This is a genomic window from Pseudomonas sp. (assembly GCF_048269965.1).
Classification (GTDB): domain Bacteria; phylum Pseudomonadota; class Gammaproteobacteria; order Pseudomonadales; family Pseudomonadaceae; genus Aquipseudomonas.
The window spans coordinates 239346-266176 of the sequence record NZ_JBLWTV010000002.1; the positions used below are offsets into that span (position 1 = coordinate 239346).

General features: G+C 55.4%; 20 protein-coding genes. 16 read left to right on the forward strand and 4 right to left on the reverse strand.

The features are described 5' to 3' along the window. Positions 1-116 precede the first annotated feature (116 nt). The gene (locus ACN0X6_RS03410; protein WP_417702335.1) at positions 117-371 is read left to right on the forward strand and encodes a histone-like nucleoid-structuring protein, MvaT/MvaU family; all 255 of its coding nucleotides are present in this window, start codon (positions 117-119) and stop codon (positions 369-371) included. 83 nt (positions 372-454) lie between these two features. Further along, positions 455-1813 carry a DUF6602 domain-containing protein gene (locus tag ACN0X6_RS03415; RefSeq protein ID WP_417702113.1) on the forward strand — a complete coding sequence of 453 codons (1359 nt, stop codon included), beginning with the start codon at positions 455-457 and terminating at the stop codon, positions 1811-1813. Positions 1814-2154: 341 nt separating this feature from the next. Here ACN0X6_RS03415 and ACN0X6_RS03420 read toward each other — a convergent pair whose 3' ends face one another. Then, complete coding sequence (locus tag ACN0X6_RS03420; RefSeq protein WP_417702115.1) at positions 2155-2397, reverse strand: AbrB/MazE/SpoVT family DNA-binding domain-containing protein; 243 nt, start codon at positions 2395-2397, stop codon at positions 2155-2157. Positions 2398-3040: 643 nt separating this feature from the next. Between ACN0X6_RS03420 and ACN0X6_RS03425 the strand changes: the two genes are divergently transcribed. The 4 genes from ACN0X6_RS03425 to ACN0X6_RS03440 are packed head-to-tail and all read left to right on the forward strand — an operon-like array spanning position 3041 to position 9735. Then, the gene (locus tag ACN0X6_RS03425; protein WP_417702117.1) at positions 3041-4540 is read left to right on the forward strand and encodes a DUF3375 domain-containing protein; all 1500 of its coding nucleotides are present in this window, start codon (positions 3041-3043) and stop codon (positions 4538-4540) included. Positions 4541-4542: 2 nt separating this feature from the next. Beyond that, a complete protein-coding gene (locus ACN0X6_RS03430) occupies positions 4543-5292 on the forward strand; it encodes a DUF4194 domain-containing protein (RefSeq protein WP_417702119.1) in 750 nt (249 codons plus the stop codon). Further along, entirely contained in the window at positions 5289-8594 is a 3306-nt protein-coding gene (locus ACN0X6_RS03435; protein WP_417702121.1) for an ATP-binding protein, read from the forward strand. Before ACN0X6_RS03430 ends, ACN0X6_RS03435 begins: the two co-directional genes overlap by 4 nt. After that, positions 8545-9735, forward strand: a complete 1191-nt coding sequence (locus ACN0X6_RS03440; RefSeq protein WP_417702123.1) for a Wadjet anti-phage system protein JetD domain-containing protein — start codon at positions 8545-8547, stop codon at positions 9733-9735. The genes ACN0X6_RS03435 and ACN0X6_RS03440 overlap by 50 nt, the downstream gene beginning before the upstream one ends. A gap of 118 nt (positions 9736-9853) precedes the next feature. Here ACN0X6_RS03440 and ACN0X6_RS03445 read toward each other — a convergent pair whose 3' ends face one another. Then, the gene (locus tag ACN0X6_RS03445; protein ID WP_105446919.1) at positions 9854-10087 is read right to left on the reverse strand and encodes a helix-turn-helix domain-containing protein; all 234 of its coding nucleotides are present in this window, start codon (positions 10085-10087) and stop codon (positions 9854-9856) included. 700 nt (positions 10088-10787) lie between these two features. Here ACN0X6_RS03445 and ACN0X6_RS03450 point away from each other — a divergent pair. The 3 genes from ACN0X6_RS03450 (at position 10788) to ACN0X6_RS03460 (ending at position 12942) form a co-directional block, all read left to right on the forward strand. Next, positions 10788-11489: a hypothetical protein gene (locus ACN0X6_RS03450; RefSeq protein ID WP_417702126.1), complete on the forward strand. Its 702-nt coding sequence runs from the start codon at positions 10788-10790 to the stop codon at positions 11487-11489. Between the two features lie 581 nt (positions 11490-12070). Beyond that, entirely contained in the window at positions 12071-12334 is a 264-nt protein-coding gene (locus tag ACN0X6_RS03455) for a BPSL0761 family protein (RefSeq protein WP_071535074.1), read from the forward strand. A gap of 2 nt (positions 12335-12336) precedes the next feature. Next, positions 12337-12942, forward strand: a complete 606-nt coding sequence (locus tag ACN0X6_RS03460) for a DUF6088 family protein (protein ID WP_268180502.1) — start codon at positions 12337-12339, stop codon at positions 12940-12942. A 65-nt stretch (positions 12943-13007) separates the two neighbouring features. Here ACN0X6_RS03460 and ACN0X6_RS03465 read toward each other — a convergent pair whose 3' ends face one another. Beyond that, positions 13008-13565 carry a hypothetical protein gene (locus ACN0X6_RS03465; RefSeq protein WP_417702130.1) on the reverse strand — a complete coding sequence of 186 codons (558 nt, stop codon included), beginning with the start codon at positions 13563-13565 and terminating at the stop codon, positions 13008-13010. A 420-nt stretch (positions 13566-13985) separates the two neighbouring features. Between ACN0X6_RS03465 and ACN0X6_RS03470 the strand changes: the two genes are divergently transcribed. Together ACN0X6_RS03470 and ACN0X6_RS03475 are read left to right on the forward strand one after the other, a co-directional pair. Continuing rightward, the gene (locus ACN0X6_RS03470) at positions 13986-16499 is read left to right on the forward strand and encodes a hypothetical protein (RefSeq protein WP_417702132.1); all 2514 of its coding nucleotides are present in this window, start codon (positions 13986-13988) and stop codon (positions 16497-16499) included. Continuing rightward, complete coding sequence (locus ACN0X6_RS03475) at positions 16496-19609, forward strand: hypothetical protein (protein ID WP_417702134.1); 3114 nt, start codon at positions 16496-16498, stop codon at positions 19607-19609. Before ACN0X6_RS03470 ends, ACN0X6_RS03475 begins: the two co-directional genes overlap by 4 nt. Before the next feature lie 18 nt (positions 19610-19627). Here ACN0X6_RS03475 and ACN0X6_RS03480 read toward each other — a convergent pair whose 3' ends face one another. After that, on the reverse strand, positions 19628-19840 hold the full coding sequence (locus ACN0X6_RS03480; RefSeq protein WP_003292745.1) for a helix-turn-helix domain-containing protein: 213 nt from the start codon (positions 19838-19840) through the stop codon (positions 19628-19630). Positions 19841-19987: 147 nt separating this feature from the next. Here ACN0X6_RS03480 and ACN0X6_RS03485 point away from each other — a divergent pair, with 147 nt between their 5' ends. The 5 genes from ACN0X6_RS03485 to ACN0X6_RS03505 all read left to right on the forward strand — a co-directional run bounded on the left by ACN0X6_RS03485 (position 19988) and on the right by ACN0X6_RS03505 (position 26824). Continuing rightward, on the forward strand, positions 19988-20221 hold the full coding sequence (locus ACN0X6_RS03485; protein ID WP_034021807.1) for a hypothetical protein: 234 nt from the start codon (positions 19988-19990) through the stop codon (positions 20219-20221). Next, positions 20214-21374: a site-specific integrase gene (locus tag ACN0X6_RS03490; protein ID WP_034021810.1), complete on the forward strand. Its 1161-nt coding sequence runs from the start codon at positions 20214-20216 to the stop codon at positions 21372-21374. The genes ACN0X6_RS03485 and ACN0X6_RS03490 overlap by 8 nt, the downstream gene beginning before the upstream one ends. A gap of 11 nt (positions 21375-21385) precedes the next feature. After that, positions 21386-21670, forward strand: a complete 285-nt coding sequence (locus ACN0X6_RS03495; RefSeq protein ID WP_417702138.1) for a hypothetical protein — start codon at positions 21386-21388, stop codon at positions 21668-21670. 242 nt (positions 21671-21912) lie between these two features. Beyond that, positions 21913-23394: a sigma-54 interaction domain-containing protein gene (locus tag ACN0X6_RS03500; RefSeq protein WP_417702140.1), complete on the forward strand. Its 1482-nt coding sequence runs from the start codon at positions 21913-21915 to the stop codon at positions 23392-23394. A 49-nt stretch (positions 23395-23443) separates the two neighbouring features. Further along, complete coding sequence (locus ACN0X6_RS03505) at positions 23444-26824, forward strand: DEAD/DEAH box helicase family protein (protein ID WP_417702142.1); 3381 nt, start codon at positions 23444-23446, stop codon at positions 26822-26824. Positions 26825-26831: the final 7 nt, after the last annotated feature.

A 26831-nucleotide genomic window follows, 5' to 3' on the forward strand; every position in this document is an offset into this window, starting at 1 on the left:
TTTGCCTAGGGATGGTCTGAAGTAGCCAGATATTTTCTGGCCTCCGCTGCATTGAAATATGCAGATTTTGAGTTCTTCGGAATAACGCTGGTTGCTCATGGCACCAGCTGCGAGAGATCGAATTCGAAAATAAGCTACGGGCATTGATGAACGAGTACGGAGTGAACCTGCGCGGCCTGATCTCCATCATGGATCCACAGACCGGTGCTGCGGTACCTCGGCCGGCCAGTACCAAAGCACCACGTAAGCTGAAGGTTTACAAAAACCCCAACACTGGCGAGGTCGTCGAGGCCAAAGGTGGCAACCGCAAAGTGCTCAAGGCCAGGAAGACAGAGTTCGGTGCCGAGGTGGTCGAGGACTGGCTTCAGTAGTACCGTAAGCCACGAAAGCTCGAAGCCCGCATTTGCGGGCTTTTTAGTTCAGTACAGACAGCTAATCAAGGATGTGATCAACAATGTCCGGTCAACAGAAATCTAAGCGGAGACGAGTCACGCCTGCAAGAAAACAGCGCGATGAGCTGGAAGAAAGCCAAACACGCACCAAAGAATGGCTTACGAGTCAAACCACACGCGCTATTAAACTTCGTTCGAAAGACAAAGAATTCCATGGATTGGAGCGCGAGCTAGTAAACCTGCAAGCCAAGATGGTGCGAGAGTACGAGATCTCCAAGGACATCAAGCACCCTAGAGATGTTGGAAATGTAAGAGAAACCCTGCTCAGAAAATTCTTTATAGAAACAAGGCTACTACCTGGAAGATTCTCAGTCTCAGAAACAAGTGTTCGCGCAGCATCAACTAGTGGCCATCTAAGCAACGAGCTAGATATATTATTTTATGATGCCTTGGATTCATTCACCTTAATGCAGCGACATGACATCTACGAAGTCCTGCCTATCGAGTACTGTTACGGCGCAATTCAAGTCAAATCAAAACTCACAAAGTCGGAGCTGAAAAGCGCATTCAAAAATATTTCTTCTTTCAAGCAGCTGAAGCGAATGAAGAGCAATAGGCCCGAAATTACCTTTGGAAATGAAAGAGTAGAACACAACGGCTTTGGTATAATTTTCGCCTACGATACAGACCTCGACTGGATGACCATAGTACGCGAACTTGAATCAAACGCTGAAGCCTATGAAAGAAGCGCATTACCCAATGCAGTATTCATACTCTCCAAAGGATTCTTTACGTATGGCAACGACAAGTTCTCGAGCGTCTTCAATTCCGACATAGAAAGTCATGAAACGCTGAAAATTAGCGGGCACCCTGACCACCAAGGCTACTGCCTTTACCAGCTCTACGATATTGTATTCAACCTACTCAGATGCACCAGGCTTCAAAGTGCCCTCCCCCAGAATTACTTCAGACTTCCACTCACTGCGGGCAAATATTCTTATGAATATGCTTTCGGGGGTTTTGCAGAACTTGGAAAGTGTGAAGAACATGGAGACTTCTCTCGACTGTACACTCCCGAGAAACTTGAAAAAATAATTACTTGGTGCCAGGCGGCAGAACCGGTCAACTGGATTAAGGCCAATGATATCGCTTATGGAAAAGCCGGCGACAATTTCGAGGCTTATGCCCGTCAACCAGGCGACGTGCGAATTTACAACCCAGAGAATCTGCCACTAACAAATATCTTGGTGCATGAGACTACGCTTATGAGCGATGGGGAAGAGGTAACAGCCAAGGCACTTTCCTATGACGTGATATCAAGTGAAGGCTTGTCCATCTTCATACCCTACTACTATCAAATCACCGAAGACCTAGTCCAAAGCTGTCCTCAATGCCAAAGAAAGAACAAAAGCAAGAGGTAGATGAGATAGCCTCACTAGGCTAGAAAGACAAAAGCCCGCTGATAGCGGGCTTTTGCTTGGAGAGTTCGACCCCCGCGAAGCGCAATCTCCGGAGGGGGGAGCAGCGACCATGAAACAGAGAACCTAGCATTGCGGCCAGCAACGCTGAATCACTACGCGCACCGAGATGGTACACCACCACACACAAACTGCAAAGTTGCTACATTCATGGCAGAACGCCGCCACACTCACGCTTAGGCTGCTTCAAAATTGGGAATCAACGTATCTGCGACCAAGGAAGTGCAGTTCAACGGAACACACCAAAGGATGGTCTGAAGTAGCCAGAAACAAATGGCATCGGCTTATTCATCCTTGGCCAAGTCGCTTGCGGCCTTGCCAAACGACTCCCAGTGGCCAACCAGCTCATCCACGCGATCAGGAATGCGCGGTGACTTACTGAGCACTAGGCAGCGGGTCGTGCCCACATACTCCTCAAGGAGGTAGAGCGTATCTCCGACGTCGACGCCCATCTCCTGCAGAACGTCGTCGGGTAGGCGAATAGCACCGTCGCCGTCCCAGTCCTCAATCACTACATGATTCCGCATCGTGACCCCAGGGAACGGTTGAATGGGTGTCCGCAGGGGGAAGCAACGGCGAGCCGTTGCCAACGAAGTCCCGCGGCGCAGATCGACAGGATAGCAAAAAGCTCCTGGGCTCAGAGCGTTGTAACGACGACTCCCCTCATCTCTAGCCGCAGCTTCTGATATTTGAACTCGCCCCAGGCCTGTTAGCTACCACCGCCGTTGTTGAGCTGAAAATCCCGCAATACCACCGGGGAAATTCACTATCCCCATGCCGCACTCAGCTAATGCACCGGCAGCTCACTGATAGGTCATCGTGACTTCGCTCTGTAGCCACCGTGGCTGCACTCGATTACCGCAGACTGTCGGTGGCAGTCCTGCAAAAACCACTGAGCCGCCACAAGCGCTCACTGGGGCACCTTCGCCGAACTAGCCTAATACACCCTCGTGACGACAGAACCCTCCACCGAATCGCCAATATCCAGCATGCGCCCCCGGAATAAATCGTTAAACCTCGACTGGCCTGGCCTTTCACTCACTCTATTCAAATGACACCGCCCCTGCGGACCATTAAACGGAGCCCACCCGCCAGGACAAATACGTATCATGAGACAGCGGGTTAGCTTGGTAAGCTCGCTCTCAGACAACCTTTGTCAATGTGGCCGTCATGGAAGAAAGCGCGCAACAGCGTTCAGAACGCTATGTATCCGCCCGCAGCCAGCACCCAGCGTGGCTTTTGCTCGCCTCGCGGCGTGCTCCGCTCGTATTGGGCTGCCTGCGCACACTATTCGAGCGGGCGCATGATGGGATCCCCATGGAGGATGCGCTGCAAGCGCTGTCCGAAATGCTGGCTGCTTATGCCAGCCAGGAGCTTTACGAAATCGACCCGGATGCAACGCATCTCCAAGCAGGTCGTGAACTTCGTGAATGGATCAAGCGGCGCCTCGTCGTAGAGCGAGAGGGCCGTATCTACGCAACCGACGCGCTGGAGTCAGCCATCCAGTTCGTAGATTCGCTGGATAGTCGGATCATGACTTCCACAGCATCTCGCCTTTCGGTGGTTCAGCGCGAGATCGAAAACCTGGAAACGGGTCTGAACCCCAGCCCAACTGGCCGTATTGCCAGCCTGCGCCGCCGAATCCAGGATTTGGAGCACGAGCTAGCGCAGGTAGAAGCTGGCCACGTCGTCGTGCTGGATGAAGTGCAGGCGATAGAGGGCATACGCGAGGTATATAACCTGGCCACCAGCCTGCGCGCAGACTTCCGACGAGTTGAAGACTCTTGGCGCGAGGCGGATCGCGCCCTTAGACACTCCATCATCAGCGAACAGTCTCACCGTGGAGAAATCGTCGATCGGTTGTTGGACGGGCAAGATGCTCTACTCAACACGCCGGAGGGGCGTGTCTTCGAAAGCTTCCAGCAGCAACTGAGGCAGTCCGCTGAGCTGGAAACCATGCGTGAGCGCTTGCGCACCATCCTTCGTCATCCAGCGGTTCCAAAGGCGCTGAATCGTCCCCAGCAACGTGAGCTGCGTTGGCTGGCGTTACGCCTGGTTCGGGAGTCGCAGGCTGTGCTCCAAGCGCGCGCCCGAAGCGAGCGTGATGTTCGTGGCTTCATGAAGACAGGGCTGGCCGCCGAACATCATCGCGTCGGACAGTTACTCAACGACTTCTTCAATCTAGCGCTCAGCGTCGACTGGCAACGCCAGTCAGAACGCCGTAAGCCTGCATGTTTACCACCAGTTGGCGTAGCCATTACCGGTGTTCCTGCAATCGAGCGTCTCCGCTTCAAGACCCTGGATGACGATGATACGGGCGAGCTGGATCTGAGTTTGAAGCCGGCGGGGTTGGAGCAGATTGATGATGACTTCTGGGATGCCTTCGACGGGCTGGATCGTGAAGCGCTGATTCATGACACTCTGGCTGTGCTGGTGGAGCAGGGTCGCCCTGTGAGTCTCGTGGAGCTTGCGTCTTTGCTTCCACCTGTTCACGACCTGGAAACCTTTGCGCTCTGGCTGGCGATGGCACGCGAGGCAGGTATCGAGGTGCTGGCAGAGGAGCGTCAGCTCGTGGAGCTAGTTGACGAGGATGAGCAACGCTGGCGCTTCAATCTGCCTTATGTCGGACTCGACCACGAGGCACTCAAGGACATCGATTGGGAGTTGTAAGCATGGCAGGGATCTTCGATCGAATTGCAGGCGCCTCTGGCACCGACGAAACGGAGCTGACGTTGGAGCCCATGGCGTTGGATGACGGCATGGATGATGAACAGCCTCTTATGAGCGCCGCTGTTCAGGTCGATGAGCGCCGGACGCCGCAACGGGTACGTGAGGCCGTACAGGAAATGCTCAAGTACGGGCTGCTGGAAGAAAGTCACAAGCCCAACCTGTATCGCTCAGCGCTTTCCAATATCGAGGCGGTCGACAGAATTCTGGAACCCCTCGACCTTGCCATGGGGGTCGACGAGGTTCGGGGACTGGTGTTTGTTACCGTTCGCCAGGGCGAGGTAGCCGAGCAGGATGAATGGTCGCACCCCCTTGTGCGTCGGCAAAGGCTGAATCTGGAGCAGTCCCTGCTGATAGCCATTCTGCGACAGCATTTCATTGCGTACGAACAGGAAAGCGGTACGGGCGCCAGTCAGGCACTGGTAGCGGTTGATGAACTGATTCCCCAATTGCAGGTTTACCTGGGCGAGCTGGGCAGTGAGGCTAAGGAGCGCAATCGCATCATCACACTGCTGGACCAGCTCAAGGGGCATGGTCTGGTGTCGGCTCTGGATGCTCATGATCGAGTCATCATCCGCCCCATCATTACCCACTTGGCCAACCCAGAAAACCTGCAGGCACTCGTGGCTTGGCTGCGCGAGCAGGTGGAGGGCGCGGCTACGCCGGTTGCTGGTGCTGAGGAGGATGAGGCGTGAAGCAAGCACTACTCTGGCGTGACAGCGAGACCTTCATTCTCAGCAGCATCGAACTCTATAACTGGGGCGGCTTTCAGGGCTATCACCGTGCCGAGATCGATCCCTCAGGCACCGCCGTGATCGGCCCAACGGGTAGCGGTAAAACGACGCTGGTGGACGCACTGATGACCTTGCTGTGCGCCAATCCGCGCTACAACCTGGCCTCCACGGGTGGACATGAAAGTGACCGGGATCTGGTGTCCTATGTGCGGGGAGTAACCGGCCCAGGGGACGGGGGTGTGGAGCAATCTCATATCGCTCGCCAGGGTAAGACGGTCACCGCCATTGCCGCCACGCTCGAGCGTGATGGTACGCAGGTTCGACTGGGTGCTGTGCTCTGGTTCGAGGGCACAAGCTCCTCGGCGTCCGATCTGAAAAAACTTTGGCTTTTAAGCGAGTCCCCCGAGCAGACGCTGGAGCATTGGCTGAGCCAGCATCACGCAGGTGGCATGCGGGCGCTGCGTCAGATGGAGAAGGATGGGACGGGTATCTGGCCTTATCCCAGCAAGAAAGCTTTCTTAGCTAGGCTAAGGGATTACTTCGAAGTGGGTGAAAACGCCTTCACCTTGCTCAACCGCGCTGCCGGCCTGAAGCAGCTCAACAGTATTGATGAGATCTTTCGAGAGTTGGTGCTGGATGATCGCTCTGCCTTCGAGCGGGCTGCCGAGGTCGCAAGCAGCTTCGATGATCTAACGGACATTCACCGAGAGCTGGAAACCGCTAGAAAGCAGCAGCGCTCATTGCAACCGGTCGCCGATGGCTGGGAGCGTTACAAGGCCTTGCAGCAACAGTTACACGATAAACAGACGCTCGAAGGCATTCTTCCGGTCTGGTTCGCCGAACAGGGGTATCGCCTGTGGTTGGCTGAAACCAACAGGCTTGAGAAGGCGCAAAAACAGGCCGAACTGAATCAGGAGCAATGCAGGGGACAGTTTGATATCCAGAAGGGCGTGGTCGATCAGCATCGTCAGCGCTACCTGCGAGTAGGCGGTGCAGAGATAGATCTATTGCGCGCGCGCATCGCGGATTGGGTTCGGGAGTTTGATAAACGGCGCCTGAAAGCCGAGCAGTACCAGCGTTTGGCCAAAGGGCTAGGACTCGTGGAGGAGTTATCAGCCGCTGCGCTCGAGGAAAATCAGCAGCAGATCACGGCACGCCTGGAAGTACTGGCCGAGCAAATTACTGAGGCACGGCAAAAGGCGTTCGATGCAGGCATCGTCCAGAAAGAACTCGATGGCCGCCTGCAGAGCTTGCAGCATGAGCGTGCCGAGGTTGAGCGACGGCCCGGCTCGAACCTGCCTGGGCATTTTCATGCTTTTCGAGGTGATCTGGCGCAGGCGCTTTGCGTCGATGAATCGGCCCTTCCTTTCGTCGCCGAACTGGTGCAGGTCAAGCCCGAGGAGCTGGCTTGGCGGGGGGCCATCGAGCGGGCAATCGGTAGCCACCGGCTGCGTATCCTGGTGCCGCAGGGCTCGTCCGAGGCTGCATTGCGCTGGGTGAACCAACGACACAACCGCTTACATGTGCGCTTGTTGGAGGTCAAGGAACCGTCATCGCGGCCAGTGTTCTTTGACGATGGTTATACCCGCAAGCTGACTTTCAAGGAGCATCCGTACCGAGAAGCTGTAAAGGTTCTACTGGCGGACAACGACCGACATTGCGTGGAAAGCACAGAGCAATTGCGTCATACCCCTTTCGCCATGACGGCCCAGGGGCTGATGTCGGGCAAAGAGCGCTTCTTCGACAAGCAGGACCAGAAGCGCCTCGATGAAGACTGGCTGACCGGCTTCGATAACCGCGACCGTCTGGCCTTCCTGACTGAACAAATTCGCGAGGTCAATGAACAGCTCGCGCCTGCCAAGCTGGCCTTGGATGCTGCCCAGGGCGATGTCCGCAAGTTGGAGGATCAAGCTTCGCTGCTGCAGCGCGTCGAAGAACTGCAGTTCGAGGAGATTGATCTGCCGGGTGCCGAGCGTCAGCTGGAGTCGCTGCGTGCTCAGCTGGACACCCTGACACGCCCCGACTCTGACCTCGCCCTTATCAAGGCTGAGCTGGATGAAGCTGAGGCATTGCTGGACTCTCTGGATCGACAGAGGCAACAACTTATCGAGCAGTGCGGTCAGTTGAAAATTCAGTTCGAGCAGGCCGCATCCGCTACCCGTAAGGCTTATCGCGGCGCCGAAAAGGGGCTGAGCGATACGCAACGTGAGTTGGCGCTAGCGCACTTCCCGACGCTGAGCGCTGCTGACCTCGGCGATATTGTCGAGCTGGAGCGCAAGCATACGCATGAGCTTCAAGGGCAGCTCAAAGCGCTGGGTGAGAAACTGGGCGATCAGAAATCCGAGCTTGCCAAACGTATGTCCGACGCCCTGAAGGTTGACACCGGTGCGCTGTCAGAGGTCGGGCGGGAGCTGGTGGACGTACCAAAGTATCTGGAGCGTCTACGTGTGCTGACCGAGGAAGCCCTGCCCGAGAAACTCAAGCGCTTCCTGGAATACCTCAATCGTTCCTCGGATGACGGCGTCACCCAGCTACTTAGCTATATCGACCATGAAGTCTCGGTGATCGAGGAGCGTCTGGATGACCTGAACAGTACGATGCAGCGTGTTGACTTTCAGCCCGGGCGCTATCTGCGCTTGGTTGCGACAAAGGTCATCCATGCAAGCCTGCGCACCTTGCAACAGGCTCAGCGCCAACTGAACTCGGCGCGTTTCATCGATGATGAAGGCGAGAGCCATTACAAGGCATTACAGGAGCTCGTTGGACTGCTCAAAGATGCCTGCGAGCACAGCAGGAATCAGGGCGCCAAAGCGCTTCTGGATCCGCGCTTCCGCCTGGAGTTCGCGGTCTCAGTGATCGATCGAGAAAGCAAGAGTGTCATCGAAACCCGAACAGGCTCTCAGGGCGGTAGTGGTGGTGAGAAGGAGATCATCGCCTCCTATGTGCTGACCGCATCACTCAGCTATGCGCTTTGTCCCGACGGCAGCAGCCGGCCGTTGTTCGGCACCATCGTTCTCGACGAGGCGTTCTCGCGCAGCTCCCATGCGGTTGCCGGTCGGATCATCGCGGCGCTGAGGGAATTCGGCTTGCACGCTGTCTTCATCACGCCCAACAAGGAAATGCGGCTGTTGCGCCACCATACGCGTTCGGCAGTCGTCGTTCATCGGCGCGGCGTGGAATCCAGTCTAGTTTCCCTGAGCTGGGAAGCGTTGGATGAGCATCATCAACAGCGCATCAAGGCCATGCATGAAGTCGCCCACTGACATCAGTCGCAGCCTGGCCAGACAATGGCAGCGCTCCAGCGTACGCTTGGAACGCTTGCTCAATCCCGCTAGCTGGCCGCAAAGCCTCAACATCGGCAAGCCTTCGGCACGTCTATTCACTGACAACATCCAGGCGGTACTCCGGCATGTGGAGAACTGGCGGAGCGTGAGCGTGGGTAAAGTCGACTGGGAGCCCGTCAGCTACCGAGCAGGGCTGGCCCCCATTTCCTTGCCGATGCGTTGGCACTTGCGTAGCCCCTCCGAATGGATTGCCGCGAGCGATGATCCAAGGGTCAGCCAGGAATACGCTCAACTCGAGTATCTGGTCGAGCAGGTAGACAGTGCCTTTCATGCGCTGCTGGTGGCACAACGGAGCTTGTGGTTGACGAAGCCGTCTGAAGAAGTCGTCGCCACGGTGCGACTCGCCACCCGGTTGTCGCCAGGCTGTGCCCGAGGCCGTCCGCTGCGCCTGCTTGCCGAGCACGGCGTAGACACCAAGTTTTTCGAGCGCAACGCCAGCTTGCTGACCTGGCTCCTCGACGAGCGCTTCGGAGGCGCGGCGTCCGAGCAAGGCCTGACGACTTTTCTGGATGCCTTTGAAGAAAGCAGCCACTGGGTTCTGGTCGTTCCCCTTCAGCCTGAGCTGTTGCCCTTCAAGCGGCTCAGACTCACCACTGCGGAACTGGCCGAAACCCCACTTCCCGGTTCGCGATTGCTCCTGGTGGAAAATGAGCAATGCATTCACTTGCTGCCTGAGAACTTACCGGACACCCTGGCTGTGCTGGGCTCAGGACTCGATTTGCAGTGGCTAGCGTCCGCGCACCTGGCCGGGAAACAGATCGCATACTGGGGCGATATGGATACCTGGGGCTTGCTGATGCTGGCGCGAGCGAGACTCCATCAACCAGCAGTCGAAGCACTATTGATGGAGCAAGAGCTGTTTGAACAGTACTCACCGGTGAGCGCAGTCGTCGAGCCGACCAAAGCTCTGGATTCGGCCCCACCTGGTTTGCTGGCTGACGAAGCGGACTTCTATCGGTATCTGCTGGTGCAAGAACGAGGACGTCTTGAGCAGGAGTACCTGCCAAAGGAACAAGTTGAGCGCGCTATCGAGCAGTGGGCTCGAAAGATCCCTGTATAGAGCGGCTGGCGGTGGGCTCAATAGCCCTGTAATCCTGAGACCGCCTACCCTTAAACCACAGCCTTCAGATATGCCTTCTCTGACATTTCCAACGTTGATCGCTTTAGGCGGCCGGTTTTCAGCGTTGGTCTGCAACGAGTCTTTCCACCTCGTCGACGATCTCAGCTGCGGTGCAGCCCAGGGGGTTAGCTAGCTTGATCAGGGTGGTGATCGTTGGCTGGTTGATGCCCCGTTCCATCAGGCTGACGTAGTTACGCTGCAATTCCGCCTCATGGGCCAATTGCTCCTGGGTGAATCCTGCTTCGACACGCCGTCTGCGCAGGACCTTTCCGAACGCCAATCCGACTTCCACAGATGACTCCCCAAAAGGGAGGACTATCTGGGCGGCGTCATCTCTGGTCTTCACAGTATATTGTGAATTTGGTAAAACGTGACCTCATGGCATGACGTCACCCCAGCGAATTGCAGGGCTGCCTTCCTACATGCCGTCTTCGTAATTGGCTGTAATTCAGTGCAAACGATTAATTTCCGATAAATAAGCAGTTAAATAGAAGGATGTTAAAAGTATATGAGGATTATTGGCATAGCTGCTTATGTGTCATTTGCATTTTTTTTGCAATCAGGAGCCTTCGCTGGCGAAACTGGAGTTCAGCAACTTGTTAAAAGATGCGAGGCTGCTTCCAAGGCTCGCGGGTCCTCACCTGCGCTCTGTTCGTGCACGTTGGAAAGAATGCAGGAGTATGGGTTCACTGATTCGGAGATTGTTAATTTTTCTCGACGAGACTTTAAGCCAAAGGATCTACATGAAACTGAACGCCATATGGACTACAGCATTAAGATTCGATTAATAGCAGGGCAATGCGGCTGATTAGCTTTTCCACAGTCGTCAGTCTAGTCGTACGTCATTGATTATGTGATTTGCCGTAAAGGATTTTATGCGAAACTTTTCTAGGTTTGTTTCATTAGCTCTTGCTAGCTCTATTCTTGCTGGTTGCGGCAGTGAGGATTTCACAGGTGCGTATCGTTATAAGATACCCGGTAGCGAGAGGGTAATGGTTCTCAACGTTCACGGTGATGAGGCCGAGATATTTGGAGAGGATGTGAACGACGGTCGCATCAAACCGCTGGTTAAAATGAATGTTTCAGTAAAAGATAAAAAGTTACTCCTTGATGATGTTAATAGTTCCGAGCGCTTGGCCCTCGCGCGAAATGTAGATGAGCAGAGTGTCGATTGTCTCAACTGCAAGGTGCTTGGCATCAATGACGCATCGGTTTGGAAGTATGACCCTCAAGGACCTTATGACTTGGAGAGGATGCTGAAAGACCAAGCCCTTAAGGATGAAGAGGCACTGAATGCCGAAATGCTCAAGATGCAGGAGCAAATTTATGAGCAGGCCAAGCGAGACGAAGAAGCAACCAAGCTAGGTCCATATGAAGGCGATTGGGTTTATCAGAGAGCAACGAAACAAGATGCCTTGATCATCATGACGGTCTGGCGAAAAAGTCAGATTAAACGCTGGTCATTTCGTTTTGAAACCATGGATCGAATAGGGCAGGAAGTGCCAGGGTTCGAGGTTTCAGATGTTGGGTTGAAGATCAAAGTTGGCTCTGAGAGCCTCCTATACAGTCTCAGCCCTGATAATCAGGTATTGACCTGCACGAACTGCAACAGACCTGAGCGCTGGGTAAAAGCTGACCCCAAGAAAGACCTCAGCGATCGCCATTACGCTCGACAGATGGCTGGCAATCCATAGTCCCTCTTGGGGCTCCCCTGTACGTTGGTGACCAGTAGTGAGCGATGAGCATTGTGGATGCTCATCGCCGTCCCCTCCTCTGCGAGCAGCGGAGCACGGAGGTGTCATTCAGCCATGCTCACGCTGTTCCCAAGTGGCCAGATTTTACGGCAGTAGGACGGCTGCGTCGGAAATCCATAAATATTTCTCATTTCCTAATCTAGGAACTGACGAAATTTGCGGCATCTGCGTTAGTGCAGCGGAACATCGAGTTACCGTGTGTCTCGTATGTAATCGGGAGCGCACGTTGATGAGATGGTTTTTCGTGGTGATGCTTTGCGGTGGCGCAGGCCTCTTTCTAAGCGCCCAATATCAAATCCCGCAATTGTTGCTCTGGCCTTTGCTGGCGCTGGGAACCACGATGTGGGGCTTGGCCAAGTGGATGGAGCGGCAGGAGGCCGAGACGAAGCGCAATCATGATCGCAGGTGATTGGGCCGTAAGGGATTTCCCAATGCTCGCAACGCTGAACTGCGCGCTGTGGGGTAGGCGCTGGCGAGCCAGCCGTCCGGAACTTTGAGCTCATGACCAGGAGATAGCGAGATTGACCCTTCCCTATGAAAGAACACGCGCCATCGTCAAAACCGAGGAGTTCCTGCGTGAACTCTCCCGTCATTCGGGGTTACCGCAGGATATCCGCAGCTATGCGAAAAGCCTGCTCAGGCACTATCCATCTGCCGATCAAATTTTCTCGCTGGGGCGCCTTGAGGAATGCCTGGTAAGCGATGGGCCTGAAGATGAGTATCGACGTCGGGTAATCGCTTTCCATCAGCCGTTGCTCTGCTCGTCGCTGGAGTCGACACGATAGCAATGTCCCGCCCTCATTCTGAGCCGCCGGTGTCTCACCTCGTCACGCAGCGGGTTAAGTTTCTGCGCAAGGGGAGGCCTTTCAGCATCAGGTGTCTTGCAGAGCTTGGTTCGAGCTCGGCCATCTCCAAGGCAGTCGCCCAACTGGTTCGCCGCGGTGAGCTTGAGCGTGTGTACCGTGGCATCTACATGCGGCCGAAATACAGTCAATACACCGGCCGGGTTCGTCGTCCTGGGCCTTGGGACTTGGTGAATCTGATTGCCAGGCAGAACCGTTGGACACTGCAGATCCATGGCGCTGATGCCGTGAGACGTTTCGGGCTGAGTACACAGATGCCGGTCATCCCGATCTATTACACGAGCGGCTCCAGTCGATCTCTATTTGTGGGGAAAGCCGAGATCAGGCTCGTGCATGCCGCCCCAATGCTGATGCAGCATGCAGGGACCAGGGTGGGGGTGGCCATCAGCGCACTGTTTTATCTCGGCAAAGGTGGTACTACTCCGGAACATGTTGCTGTAATCAAAAAAGCTCTCAGCCCCGAAGACCTGAGCAAATTAGTGGCCTGCAGAATGCCAAAATGGATGCGCGCAGCGCTGGAGACAACATGAGCCGGTAAGAGGCAGCCAGACACTCCGTTTGGCTGCCTATCCCTCTATCAGTGTCGGACCTGCATCTATTGCTGGCTGCCCTTCTCTATATTTATCCGCGCCCTGCGGATATAGCTCGCCGACACGCCGAGCTGGCGGGCGATCTCGGCGTCGGAAAGGCCCCCGAGCTCCAAGATAATTTCGGGTGTCATTTCGGGCAACGATCGCTTGTACGCTTGTATTCCAAGCTCCCTACGCATTTTTTTGACCGGAAAATTACTGACGCCTAAACGGTCAGCGACTTCTGTATCCGGCATCATCCCCAGTAGAGCTATGGCTTCGCTGGTCCAAATGTCCTCCAGTGGTTTGAAACGCTCACGACTGATCTTTGACTCTGGGATCTTCAGCTCCGCTCTCGCACGCTTGATTCGGTTGATGGAAACACCAAATCTTTTTGCCAGTCGGTAATTGGTTTCCGTCGCCAGTTGCACAATCAAATCAGGTGACAGCTCGGTGTCTTCGGGGCAGAACCCAAGAATGTTATTTGATTGGCGATATCGTCGAACGGTGCTGGCGCCCAGCCCAAAGCGCCTGGCCACCTCCCGATCGCTCATTTTCCCAACGCATGCTTTCCAGTCATTCATCGTGCTCTCTCCTAATACATGAGACGACCAGGCAATTATTTGCGTGGCCTTGTATTCAGAGTGCGACTTTGAATACCCCCGGCTTACCAAGCTGCATAGCGAGGCATTGTTTGTAGCACCTGGGCCAATACGACCAATACCAAAATCCGCGCATGCGCGGATTTTTGAATGAGCGGGCCGCATGGCTCTGATCTCAGCCGTCCAGTCAAGATCAGCTAGTAGGCCAGCAGGTCTGTCTCGTAGCGCCGCTTTAGAATGGCCTTGGGCATATTGGATGTATCGATATGACGATTTTTCCGCGCATGCGCGGAATTTTGAACAACTCAAAAATAAAATTGCCTGCGCGTAGCTCTACCCTCAAAACCAGTGGCCTTGGGAATTTCACTATCAGGTAGTAATCCAAAAAGTGAGAGCCCGTAAATGCCAGATACATCCAATCATTCGGAGAGTGTGGACCAGCCACACATCAGCCCTGACTCACGGCATGCACAGCTGCTAGCGTTGGCTGCAGATGCTGGGCGTGATGTTGGTGTGATAGTGGAGATGCTGAGGTTTCTGGATGTTCATTCGCAGCTAATTGATTTCCCCCGAGTCATGCAGGGGTTTGTGAATGCGCTTGATGCCATGGACGTAGCGCCAGAGCTCAGCCTAGGTGCGCGCGATCTCAGAGCCTGGCGGGACGAGTGCTGCTGGATTATTTCAATCCGAAACAATCCTGATTTTGTTGCGGCTTTGGGCCCCATGTTTTACCAGGGAGATGAGCGGCGTACGCGCAATCCGGTCATCGGTAAGGGCGTACAGGATCACGCCTTCCCCTACGCGACGCTGTGGCATGAGCCTGCGGATTCAGAAAGCCAGCTGGATTACTACCGTCTCATTGGTCAACTTCTTGTAGCCTATCAGCAACGGGCAGATGATCTGGGACTGCGCGGGCAGAGATACAGCGCTTACCTTGAACTCCGAGCACTCTGCGCACTGCAGATACTGTCTATACCAGATGATCTTAATATATGGTCCAGCTCTGCTGTATTTGCGCAGGGTTGCCGCCAATTCGACGCCGGCAGTTCAATCGATTACCTAGCAGAGTACTACCCGCCAATAGTTCGTCTCGTCCGCTACCTCGGTGGTGAGGAACCGCCAGAACGTCACGGTGGCGGTGGCCATCGTCAGCATGGCGGCTCAAATAGCGCAGGCCTAGGTGTACTGATTAGCCAAGGGGCAACCGAGTTCCCGCTCGAGGATCCAGACGACCCAGATTTGCTCCCTGGATATATAAGTTTCGTGGCGTCTCAACCGCTAGACGATAATTTAGACGAAGCACTGCCGCTGGGCGAAAGAACTGCTGCAAGTGAAATATGTTTGATCGATACAAGAGGTGAAGTCAGACCATATGTAGCTGAATTGCTCAGTCATGAGGGTATGCTTGCTCATATTGCTCGCAGTCGGCAGTTTTTACCGTTTGGCTACAACCTGCTCACGCAGTATGAACTAGCAAACCTACTATTTGGTGTCACTGATGAATTTTTGCTCTGTCGGGAGCGAATTCGTAATGCTCCTGCCCAAGAGCAGATAAAGAATCGGAGGCGCTTGGAGGCACTGCTGGTACTTCATCTCATGCTCTGGTTCGGTCGTTCACTTGAGGACTGCAAAAAACTACGGATAGCTGAGCGTAATGCGCGCCCGAGCTCGGTGCTGGAGTTGGTTCTGGCTGATGAGGCAGGGCCGGCGGAGTTCAGATTTTTTGCACCTACACCGGACTATGCAGCGGAAGAGCACTTGCCTCGAAAGGCCGTTCGAGCATCTCAGCCAACAATATCGGTACCGGACATGGTTGGGGCAACTGCGCTAGTTATGGCAATCAGGGACCTGTCGCCGGTGAATGGTTCTGCCGTTATCACCTGCAAGGTCAAAGACCTAGAACGTGAAATCCGCACTTTGTTGAGCGAGCTTGGGGGCGAAGATCCTCGCTACACGATGCACAAAGTGCGCTCCTACCTACATCGCCAAATCATCACAGACTCTCACGATGTGGTTGCAGCCACCATGCTATCGGGGATGCCTTGTCTATCGGCCAACACACCACTGTATTACAGCCAGTACAGCATTAACTATTTACGAGGTCTTTATCACCAGTCAGTTCAGAAGGTTTTAAATGGGGTTTATGCCACCGTGGGGCTGGAGGCTCCGAGTGCCCCAATGCCCGCCGTTCCGGAGGCGGCTGTTGGTGCCCGAAACTGCCTTAGACTGGATACGGTAAAGGCTAATCTCGAGGCGTTGCTGGTAGTGCTGCGTAAACGCCCTCGAAAAAATCTTCAGCAGCTTGTTCATTGGCATAACTGCTTTTCGCTGTGGACGGTTCAAATGTTCTTTATGGCGACCGGATGTCGAGCTATTCGCGACCCGTTGAAGCAGGAAGACGAATTTATATCGCCTGGGGGACACGGCGCGCTGGGGGACAAAGGCTCAGATGATGGGCATATGAGTCGCCTAGTAGTGTTGACTGACCTGCTAAAACGACAGTTAAAAGCCTATAAGGCTCACTGCAGAGCAATTACCGCACAACTCGAGTTACATGCACCGGCTCCTACCAACGGATTTTTCCTGCGCTTAACCGATGATGGTTGTCTTTGCTACGAGGAAATTCGGCCGCTCCATATCAAAGCTGTAATGCACCAGATTGAGGGTTTCACACCTCATGCAGTAAATGGCTTCCGTAAGTTCTTGAGAACTGAGCTCGCCGAGCGCGGATGTCCGCCTGAGACACTGTCGGCTCTGATGGGCCATTGGCTGAGTGGCGAAGAACCACAAGATATTTACTCGAGCTTTTGTCCGCGTACCTATGTCCAGGGCCTTCATACCTACTTGTTGTCACTCATGCGGGAGCTCGGTTGGACGGTTCGCAACAGCCACCTGGTTGTGGAGGCTGATGCATGAATAGCTCACGACTTTCGGATGAAATGCTGTCTGTTGTCTGGAGCCCGGATAAACATGATCCAGAGTGGAAAAGCGGATATCTGATAACACTCCGGGAGCGCTGCCAAAACTCCGGCAACAGCATCGGTGAATGGCTCTGCGGACAACGTTCGCTGCGTACCTTTCCCATCAAGGAAATGCAAAATCTCGAGAATCAGCTCGAAAGCTCGACATTGCGCAACACACTGCTAGATGTGACGCGTCGGGCACAGCGTTTTAATCCGAGCTTGCCGCTGGCTCGGATAGCGATCGAAACGCAGCGCCGCCCTAATCCGATTAACCCAGACCTGTACAACTCAGAGAATCTGTCGGCCAGTCAAGACTTGGTTGATTCGATGGGGCGCGCCATCAGGCGTGATCTAGATGAACTCACACCCCATGCGCGGATTGGGCTGCTTCTACTGAGTGCTGCCTATTATGGCGCTCTGATGGACATTCCCCAACTGAACGCGCTGACTCAGCTTGATCCTGGGCAGGCCATTTGGATATCCGGAATACCAGAGTTCCGGTTGCAACTCTCAATCCGAGGTCAACCTGAGGCTGAGAACCGGCAGTGGTTTCCAGACCCAATAACGCTCTCGCTTCTGTCGCGCTGCGCTGCAGATCTAGCCGAGAGCCGGTCTTACTTGGATCGAAAGGGCGGGAAGTTAAGGTGTATTCAAGCGGCGCTGGCCAAAGGAGAAATTTGCCCTGATAACCAGCCAGCCTCTCTAGAGCGAGTGTTTGAGTTGCTGCGTATTGAGCGTCAAACACAGTTGCCACAGTTGTCAATAAATTATGCTACAAGATCAAACTTTGTGTCGCATTCTGTTTTGTCGGACTCTTGGCAGCATTTGAATAGGAATGCACCGGTACCAAGTAGCGAAGAGAAGCAGAAACGGAAAAAGCACCGGTTTCGCAGACCCCGACAAAATGTTCCCGAATGGTTGACTGTATTGTGCCGAAAAGTCCGCAAGCGGCAAATTTCACCAGTCGAGAATATACCTCCACCTCAGACGCTTGAAGCTTTGATCAATGGCTGGGCGGCACTCCTGCTTCACGGCCGCTCGTTTTACGGCAACATGTTACAGCCCAAAACAGTTGCCAACTATGTTCGGGATGTCGGTGTAGGTTTAGACAATCTGCTATGTGCCGACTCGATCTTGGAAGTTTCGCCGGATGCGCTTGAGGAGCTCTATGAGCTGATGCTAGAGGCTCAGCCCACCTCGTCTATGAGGAGGAATCTCGCCAAGGGATTGTTGGAGTTCCATGGTCACCTGCAGAAAACTTTTGCGTATCCACCAATCAGCCCCTATAGCACGCTGGGCATTGGGAAAACACCTCAGTTCGTCGATGCTCAGATCCTCAATGAGGACCAATATCGTCTGGTCCTCCGGGACTTAGCCACAGGCCCTTTGAGCCAGCGCTCACCACGTCTCGCCATCGTTGCTCAAGCCATGATGATCTTCGGATTTCGTCTCGGATTGCGCCGCAATGAGGCGCTGAAATTGCTGCGTCGAGACCTGCAATTGCCTTCGCTGCCTGATGCGCGAGCCGCTGCAGTAAGGCGTCGACATCAGAACCTCAAGCGGCTATCGCCTGAGCGATTTACTGTTCTTGAGCGACCGATCAACTTGCTTATTCGACCACATGCTCAGCGCGCGTTAAAAACACGCAACTCGACACGGACGCTGCAACTTCACGTGTTGCTTGAGCCAGATGAGTTGCAGCTCATTGAGCGCCTGGCCCAGCTACGCGATGACGAAGAGCTGAAGAGTCCATATTCGGAATTCTTGTTCTGTATCCCGGAATTCCAGACTCGATGGGTATCTGAGTCAACACTGATGCCAGCTATTCATGACGCACTACGCCGGGTGACTGGGTGCAGCGATATGCACTATCACCACCTGAGGCATTCGGCCGCGACTTGGCTGACGTTTAAGTTAGCCGCGTCAGCATTCGGTATTAGTCAGGAGGCTGGGTTGCTGTTCGGTGAGCATCCGCAAACCATGAAATGGCTGCTGGACACAGAACGGTTCAATCGAGCCTTTCTTCACTCCCCGGAGTCCGCCACTCGACGTGTGATCCATATCACCAGCGCTGTGCTCGGGCATGCGAGTCCCAAAACATCCCTGCTCTACTACATCCATTGCATGCCATGGTTATCAGCGCTGTGCTGGCAGTGGAATCCTGAATTTTGGCCGCCTGGCCATGTCATCGCGAAAATTGCCCAGGTCAGTTTGCCAAACAAGCCGGACGACCTACCTGCGCCAGGCCTGCCTGCAGAGATTCGGCACATGCGGAGAATCATCGGCCGCATGCGGGTCTATAGGCGCAGCAACCAAGGAAAAATTAAGCGTCCGCTGATTTCCCATCAGACGAGTGAGGGTGGATGGGCACTGACGAGAATGAATGAAATCTCATCCATGCTCTCCTATGAGGCATACGCGGAGGCATCGGGGCAGTCGGTCAACATGGACTGGGTTGAGTTTACCGAAGCTGATCGGTCGGCCATGCTGGAACGGGCGAGGTACATTAGCCACCTCGGCAAGCATCGCCTGCAGAGCCCAGCAATTTCTGACTCAGATCATAGAATTGAGCTTGTCCCAAGACCGCCTAAACACGGAGGTCTGGTCGGGGTGGTGGCCTATGCGGATCAGCTCTATCGCCTGCTAAGCAGCCGGCATAAAGCCAAAGCTGGTCGAGTGCTGGACGATTTCGTGGAGCGCTGCTGGGCGAGCGAGACGACACTGCGCTTCTACCCCGGTAGGGATGATCAGAGTGCTCGTGAGTACCTCTGGCTGTTATCTGAGCTGGGCGTCCCTTGGGCTGATATTGAGTTCATCATTTACGATGATCGCACGCCCAGGCAAACCAAAAGTCGTTGGCGCACGGTTCTGGGAAAACCTCGTTTGAGGTTCATTGAACAAGTCCCGGAGAATCGAAGCAGCCAGAACAGTCACATAGGCATTCGAGTGATGCTGCGTTTGCCAGGTGCCAAGCCTACTGCTCAGGAGCATAACCATCACTCCGGCGCCGCCTTGCGCTACCTGATGCTGATGGCCTCCATCGACTGGCATTTCCGTGCCTGACCAAGTTCCGGAGGGCATTCAGCCCTCCGGATCATCCTGCAATTCCAGCAAATCCCCCACCTGGCAGTTCAGGTATTGGCAGATCGTTTCCAGGTCCTTGAGCTCCACCCGCTGCGCGGTCTCGTGATAGAGCCGCGTGAGGGTTCCGCGGTTGATACCCGTGTCCCTGACCACGTCGCTGATCTTCAGTTTCCGCTCGCCGAGTAAGCGAGATAAATGGCACTTGACCATCCCAATCTCCAAAAATGATCTACAGAAGATCATTTTGTCCTTGCAAAGCTCAAAATGAGCGTTATATTGATCTGCAGGAGATCATTATGAGCATTCATAAGCTCATAAGAATCTGCTGTCGTTCAATTTAGCAGAGAGGGCATAACCATGTCTCACACATACCTGACTACCGAGGAACTGGCCACGCGCATGAGGTACGACGCGCGCACCATCCGTAATCGCTTGAAAGATTCAGTCCTGCTCGAAGGAATTCACTACTTCCGTCCCTTTGGCGGCCGCAAGATTCTTTTCATCTGGGAAGCTGTCGAAGAAGACATGCAGAAATTCTCGCGGGCTTCTGGGCTGGTTCCGATGGCTGGTGGAGGCATCTGCCATGGGTAAGATTCGTGCCCGTGCCGACAACGAAAAGTTGTTCTTTGACTTCACCTACCTGGATCAGCGCTGCCGCGAGCAGACCACGTTGCCTGATACGCCTGCTAACCGGAAAAAGCTGGAGAAGATCCTTGAGCGCATAGAGGCGGAAATCACCCTCGGCTGCTTCGACTACGCCACCTACTTCCCTCAAAGCAGCAAAGTGCAAGAGATCAGTCGGCTGCAGGCTGGCTGTGCATCGCTGAAAACACCACTGTTCAAGGATTTTGCCGAATTGTGGTTTGAGGAGATGAGGGTCGAGTGGCGTGATACGCACGCCAAAACCGTGCGCCTTACCCTTGATAAGCATTTGCTGCCTGAGTTCGGCAAAAAAGAGGTCAGCGCCATCACCAAAGCAGAACTTCTGTCATTCCGCTCGGCACTCGGCAAAGTCCCCGGGCAGAAAGGTCAGAGTCTGACAGCGACGCGAATCAACCACATCATGACGCCATTGCGCATGATCCTTAGTGAGGCAGCTGACCGCTTCGAGTTTACCTCGCCATATCTCAACATCAAATCACTGAAAGTCCCCAAGACAGACGTGGAACCCTTCACCTTGGATGAGGTGCTGCAGATCCTCAGCACAGTGCGTGAGGACTTCCGCAACTACTACACCGTGCGCTTTTTCACAGGCATGCGGACGGCCGAAGTTGATGGCCTGCAATGGAAGTACGTCGACTTTCAGCGGCGGCAGATTCTGATCCGTGAAACCTGGGTGGGCGGCAAGCTCGACTACACCAAGAACGACGGTTCACAGCGTGAGATCGATATGTCCGAGCCGGTTTACCAGGCGTTCCTCGGCCAGCGGGAGAAAACCGGCAGCGGACAGTTTGTCTTTAGCACCCGCGAAGGTACGCCGCACGCATACCGCAACATCAACGACCGGGTTTGGTATCCGCTGCTGCGTCACCTGGGTTTGCGTAGGCGGCGTCCCTACCAAACCCGTCATACGGCCGCGACCCTCTGGCTGGCTGCAGGCGAAAACCCGGAGTGGATCGCCAGGCAGATGGGGCACACCACCACCGAGATGCTGTTCCGTGTCTATTCGCGCTATGTCCCCAACCTGACCCGGCGTGATGGCAGTGCCTTCGACAACCTGATCAAAGCCAATCTCAAGGCCTGAGGAGCTTCCAAATGAAACTGATCAAACGTGACAACGTAACCCCCCTTCATCCATCGATGGAGGCCCGCGAGCATCAGTACCTCAAGCACTTGGCTTCAGCCATGAGTCACTACCTTAAGAACCCTCATGGCACAGAGCTTGTTTGCATCCTCGGCTCCGGCTACGAGAAAGATAATCGGCATGCCCTCGAAACCTGGGTCGCCTACCACCGTAATGAAGTGTTTGAAAAGCGCCTGGAGGGCCGAAGCCCGCTGGACTTCTTGATCGAGAAGCTTGAGAGCCTGTTGGGTAACTAAGTTCGAAGGGGCCGAAAGGCCCCTACATTGTTCTACCTTGGCAGTGACGAGACTGTTCCATTCATTCGCCAATCTTCGTTTGTGTGGGGTTACCAGTCCCTGCCGGCCGCAGTTCAACTTGAACATGTAGTCAGGCATGTAAGGACCCGGATCGACGGATTGGTTTACTATCCCGGGCGCGAACCAGAGCACATTTTTCTCCTGCCCGCTCATGGGCAAGAGGGGGCGGGAGTATAGGGACAGTGATAAAGAAGCAGCTCGTATTGGCCAGCTGGGTGGGCGGGAATGATCTCAAAGCAGTTGCTGGTGCTGAGGCTGGCCCGATTCTGGCGACCCTGAACACGATGGCTGTTGATAAAGTCGAGCTGCTTTGTTCATACCCCGCCGAGCGCGTTGAACCCTACCTAGCCTGGCTGCGCCAGCAGGTCGATGTATCAATCACCGCGCATTACGTCTCCCTGTCTTCCCCCGTTCATTTCGGGGAGATCTACCAGGTCGCCAGTCAGCATTTAAAGCGCCTGAGTACTTCCAGCAATCAGCTTTCCATTCTGCTTAGTCCCGGCACACCGGCCATGCAAGCGGTGTGGATTCTGCTGGGCAAAACGCGCTATCCGGCGACCTTCTACCAGTCCTCACTTGAGCAAGGCGTTCAGCAGGTCGAAGTGCCTTTCGAGATCGCGGCCGAGTATGTGCCGGCCGCCAATACCATCAGCACCGACAAGCTGGTTCAACTCGCCGGGCTGGATGCCCCCGTGGATGCAGCCTTCGACAGCATCGTGACGCAGAGCGAGCGCATGCTGGCACTCAAGGCGCAGGCGCAGATACTCGCGACGAAGCAGGTCCCAGTACTGATTTACGGTGAAACCGGCACCGGCAAAGAGCTGTTTGCCCGTGCCATTCACAACGCCGGTCCACGTTCTGCAGCGCCCTTTGTTGCGGTGAACTGCGGTGCTATCGTGCCGGAGCTGATCGACTCCACCTTGTTTGGCCACAAGAAGGGCGCATTCACTGGCGCTATTACAGATCGGCCCGGGGTGTTCCAACAGGCCCATGGCGGCACGCTGTTTCTGGATGAGTTCGGTGAGCTAACGCCGGATGTGCAAGTGCGCCTCCTGCGCGTACTGCAGGAAGGCACCTTTACTCCGGTAGGCTCCAGCCAGGAGCTCAAGGTCGATGTGCGGCTGATCACCGCTACTCACCGCAACCTGATGCAGGAAGTTGCTCGCGGGCGCTTCCGTGAAGACCTGTTTTATCGCATCGCTGTGGGTGTGCTGCACCTCCCGCCGCTCAGAGAGCGCGAAGGTGATCTGCTGTTACTGTCGGAAAAGCTGCTAGCCGGCATTGCCAGCCAGGATGCCAGCCTCGGCGATAAGAAAATTTCCGCAGAAGCAAAAAATCTTATCCTTCAGCATCCCTGGCGTGGCAACGTTCGCGAACTGCAATCCACCTTGTTGCGCTCGGCTCTCTGGTGCTCGGGCAATCTGATTGCTGCTCATGATATCGAGCAAGCGCTGTTCAAATTGCCGCACGCGCAGGCCGATGTACTGGCCATGGATGTTGCGCAAGGTATTGATCTACAAAAGATAATCGCCGACGTAGCAGGGCATTATCTGCGCAAGGCGCTGACGCTTACCGGCAACAACAAGACCCGTGCGGCCAGCCTGCTTGGCCTCAAAAGCCAGCAGACGCTGAGCAATTGGATGGACAAATACGGCATCGAATAAAACTTGGCACGGTCCTCGCTCTAGGACCGTTATGGACAGAATCGCCTACATGAAATCAGTCAACTTCGAGTTTCTCCGCACCGGCAACGAACTGCTGGCGAACCTCGCTGGCCTCGCCGAAGCCGTTCTGCACATCGATCCGGGCAGCGCGCTCACTCGCCTGCGCAGCTTCGCCGAAGAGCTGACCAAAGCCATCTACAAGGAAGAGCTGCTGCCGCGTATGCCGCAGTCAACCTTTTACGATCTGGTGAAAAGCTCGGTATTCACCGACTGCGTCAGCAAGCCGCTGGTTCACCAGATCAACTTCCTCCGTATCCAGGGCAACGACACCGCTCACGGCGCTGAAGGTGACCTGCGCAACGCACAGCTGGCACTAAAGACGGCTCATCAGTTGGCCATGTATATGGCCATCAAGTACTACGGCACGGCACAGGCCGATATTCCGCCCTTTGCCGAGGTGCAGGATCCGACCGCGACCCTTGCCCGTCTGCAGAAGACAGTTTCCAGCTACGAGAAGGAGCTAAATCAGCAGCAGGAAGAGTTGCAGCGTGTCATGGAGAAGCTGGAGCAGGAACGCACCCGCCATCTCGACAAGCTGGAACCGCCTGCCAAGCCTGACCAGCAGAAGCGTCAGCAGCAGAGCCAAAAGGTTGCCGACAGCCTGCAGTGGAACGAGGCCAAGACCCGCGCCCTGCTGATCGACGCCATGCTGGTGCAGGCGGGCTGGGATATAAGCAATCCCTCGCAGGTCGGCCAGGAAGTGGACGTCGACTTTCCCGATAACGTTTCTGGCAAGGGCCGTGCGGACTACGTGCTATGGGGTGATAACGGTCAGCCGCTGGCCGTGATCGAGGCCAAGAAGTCCGGCAATGTCAGCCTGCAGGCCGGGCGCGAACAGGCTCGCATGTATGCCGACGGCTTCGAGCGTATGGGCATGCAGCGCCCGGTGATCTTCTACAGCAACGGCTACGAGACCTTCATCTGGGACGATGCGCAGTACAACACCTACCGCCCGGTGTATGGCCTCTACAGCAAAGACAGCCTCGAATACCTGATCTATCAGCGGCAATACCGCAAGCCAGAACTGGAACGTCATAACCCTGATCTGAACATCGCTGATCGCCCCTACCAGATCGAAGCCATCAAAACGGTTGCCGCTCACTTCCAGCAGCAGCGTCGCCGCGCGCTGATCATCCAGGCCACCGGCACGGGTAAGACCCGCGTGGCCATCGCCTTGGCCGAGCTGCTGCTGCGCACCGGTTGGGCTAAGCGCGTGCTGTTTCTGTGTGACCGCAAGGAGCTGCGTGTGCAGGCCGATGATGCCTTCAAGCAGAACCTGCCCAGCGAGCCGCGCTGCGTGATTGGTGAAACCAACAAAGTGGACCAGACCGCACGCGTCTACATTGCCACCTACCCGGGCATGATGAACCGCTTCGCCCAGCTCGACGTCGGCTTCTTCGACCTGATCATTGCCGACGAAAGCCACCGCAGTATCTACAACAAGTACCGTGACCTATTCGATTACTTTGATGCCCTGCAGGTAGGCCTCACCGCCACCCCGGTGAAGTTCATCAGCCGCAACACCTTCGACATCTTCGACTGCGAGACCACTGACCCGACCTTCGAGTTTGGCCTCGATGCAGCCATCAACAATGATCCGCCTTACCTGGTGCCGTTCCGCGTTAAGGACCTCACCACCGATTTCCTGCGCGATGGCATTCACTACAACGACCTGAGTGAAGAACAGCAGCGTCAGCTCGAAGAAGACCTCGGCGAGGAGGAGGCCAAGCGCACCACCATCGCCGGCAAGGATATCGGTCGCAAGATCTTCAGCGAAGACACCGATCGCATCATCCTGGAAAACCTGATCAACAATGGCATCAAGGACGAGACAGGCTCGCTGGTTGGCAAGACCATCATCTTCGCCCAGCGTCAGGACCACGCCGAGCACCTGGAGGCGCTCTTCTGCAAGCTTTACCCGCAGTACGGCAGCAAGGTTTGCAAGGTCATCCATAACGCCATCCCGCATGTGGATACCTTGATCAAGGAATTCAAAAAGCCGGGCAACGACTTCCGCATCGCTATTTCGGTGGACATGCTTGATACCGGCATCGACGTGCCCGAAGTGGTCAACCTGGTCTTCGCCAAGCCAGTCAAATCCTGGGTGAAGTTCTGGCAGATGATCGGACGCGGCACACGCCTGCGCCCCAATCTGTTTGGTCAGGGCAAGCACAAGACCGAGTTCCTCATCTTCGATCACTATGGCAACTTCGACTTCTTCGAGCAGGAGTACGAAGAGCCCGAAGACCAGGGCGGCAAGTCGCTGCTGCAGACCACCTTCGAAGCGCGGCTGGAGCTGGCGCAGGCCGCCCTCAAGCACAACCATGCCGCCGCCTTCGATACCGCCATCGAGCTGCTGCGTGCCGACATCAACGACCTGCCGGAGAGCAGCGTTGCCGTTAAGCGCGAGCTGCGTGCCGTGGATCAGTTACGGCAAAGCGAGCAGCTACAAAAGTTCGACGCCAAGACCCAGCACCTGCTGGCAACCACCATCGCCCCGCTAATGTCGGCTCGTGTCCTACGCGACAAACATGCCACCGCGCTCGACAAACTCATCGCTGGTATCGAGCGCTGCCTGGTGGAACAAGCCAGCTGCTTCGAGGATGGCAAGATCACCCTGCTGGAAGAGATCGACAAGCTCGCCATCAATATCCAGGCCGTGCGCCAGAAGGATGCCTTGATTGCGGAGGTACGCAGCGCCGACTTCTGGCTCAACGCCAACGTGGGCAAGCTGGAGCGCGCGCGGCAGGAACTGCGCGGCATCATGAAATACCGCAAGTCTGGCGAAGGCCCAACCTATACCACTCCGGGCACCCGCACCGCTGATGGCGGCGTGCAGGAGGCTGAGCGTCAGATCAAGATTGCCGGGGCCAACGAAGCGATGATCTACCGGCGCCGCCTCAAGGACATCCTCGACGGCATGCTGGCTGCCAACCCGACCCTGCAGAAGATCCACAAGGGTGAGCCGATTGCCGAGCAGGAACTCAGCTCGCTCACCTCGACCATCCTCACCACCCACCCCGGCGTCAGCCTGCAGGTGCTCAACGAGTTCTATGGGCGCACCGCCAGTGAGCTGCAGTTGACCGTGCGCGAGCTGATTGGCTTGGATGTGCAGGCCATCGAGCAGCATTTCGCCCAGTTCCTGCATACCCACCCCAGCCTCACGGCCCAGCAGGTGCGCTTTATGAATCTGCTGAAAAGCTACATCGCCCAGCACGGCAGCATCGTCATCGAAAAGCTCTACGACGCTCCGTTCTCCAGCATTTCCCACGAAGGCATCGACGGTGTGTTTACCCCAGCCGACGTGGGTGAGCTGGTGGCCGTACTCAAGCCCTTCTTGCGCGGGGAAACCCCGCCCACCAGTCACTAGGAGTCAA

Bases quoted from the DNA above. Each gene is read 5' to 3' on its own strand.
- ACN0X6_RS03490 (WP_034021810.1), top strand. From the start codon at position 20,214: ATGGGTAAGATTCGTGCCCGTGCCGACAACGAAAAGTTGTTCTTTGAC.
- ACN0X6_RS03475 (WP_417702134.1), top strand. From the start codon at position 16,496: ATGAATAGCTCACGACTTTCGGATGAAATGCTGTCTGTTGTCTGGAGC.
- ACN0X6_RS03465 (WP_417702130.1), bottom strand. From the start codon at position 13,565: ATGAATGACTGGAAAGCATGCGTTGGGAAAATGAGCGATCGGGAGGTG.
- ACN0X6_RS03505 (WP_417702142.1), top strand. From the start codon at position 23,444: ATGAAATCAGTCAACTTCGAGTTTCTCCGCACCGGCAACGAACTGCTG.
- ACN0X6_RS03480 (WP_003292745.1), bottom strand. From the start codon at position 19,840: ATGGTCAAGTGCCATTTATCTCGCTTACTCGGCGAGCGGAAACTGAAG.
- ACN0X6_RS03460 (WP_268180502.1), top strand. From the start codon at position 12,337: ATGTCCCGCCCTCATTCTGAGCCGCCGGTGTCTCACCTCGTCACGCAG.
- ACN0X6_RS03430 (WP_417702119.1), top strand. From the start codon at position 4,543: ATGGCAGGGATCTTCGATCGAATTGCAGGCGCCTCTGGCACCGACGAA.
- ACN0X6_RS03425 (WP_417702117.1), top strand. From the start codon at position 3,041: ATGGAAGAAAGCGCGCAACAGCGTTCAGAACGCTATGTATCCGCCCGC.
- ACN0X6_RS03420 (WP_417702115.1), bottom strand. From the start codon at position 2,397: ATGCGGAATCATGTAGTGATTGAGGACTGGGACGGCGACGGTGCTATT.
- ACN0X6_RS03440 (WP_417702123.1), top strand. From the start codon at position 8,545: ATGAGCATCATCAACAGCGCATCAAGGCCATGCATGAAGTCGCCCACT.
- ACN0X6_RS03485 (WP_034021807.1), top strand. From the start codon at position 19,988: ATGTCTCACACATACCTGACTACCGAGGAACTGGCCACGCGCATGAGG.
- ACN0X6_RS03495 (WP_417702138.1), top strand. From the start codon at position 21,386: ATGAAACTGATCAAACGTGACAACGTAACCCCCCTTCATCCATCGATG.
- ACN0X6_RS03415 (WP_417702113.1), top strand. From the start codon at position 455: ATGTCCGGTCAACAGAAATCTAAGCGGAGACGAGTCACGCCTGCAAGA.
- ACN0X6_RS03470 (WP_417702132.1), top strand. From the start codon at position 13,986: ATGCCAGATACATCCAATCATTCGGAGAGTGTGGACCAGCCACACATC.
- ACN0X6_RS03450 (WP_417702126.1), top strand. From the start codon at position 10,788: ATGGTTCTCAACGTTCACGGTGATGAGGCCGAGATATTTGGAGAGGAT.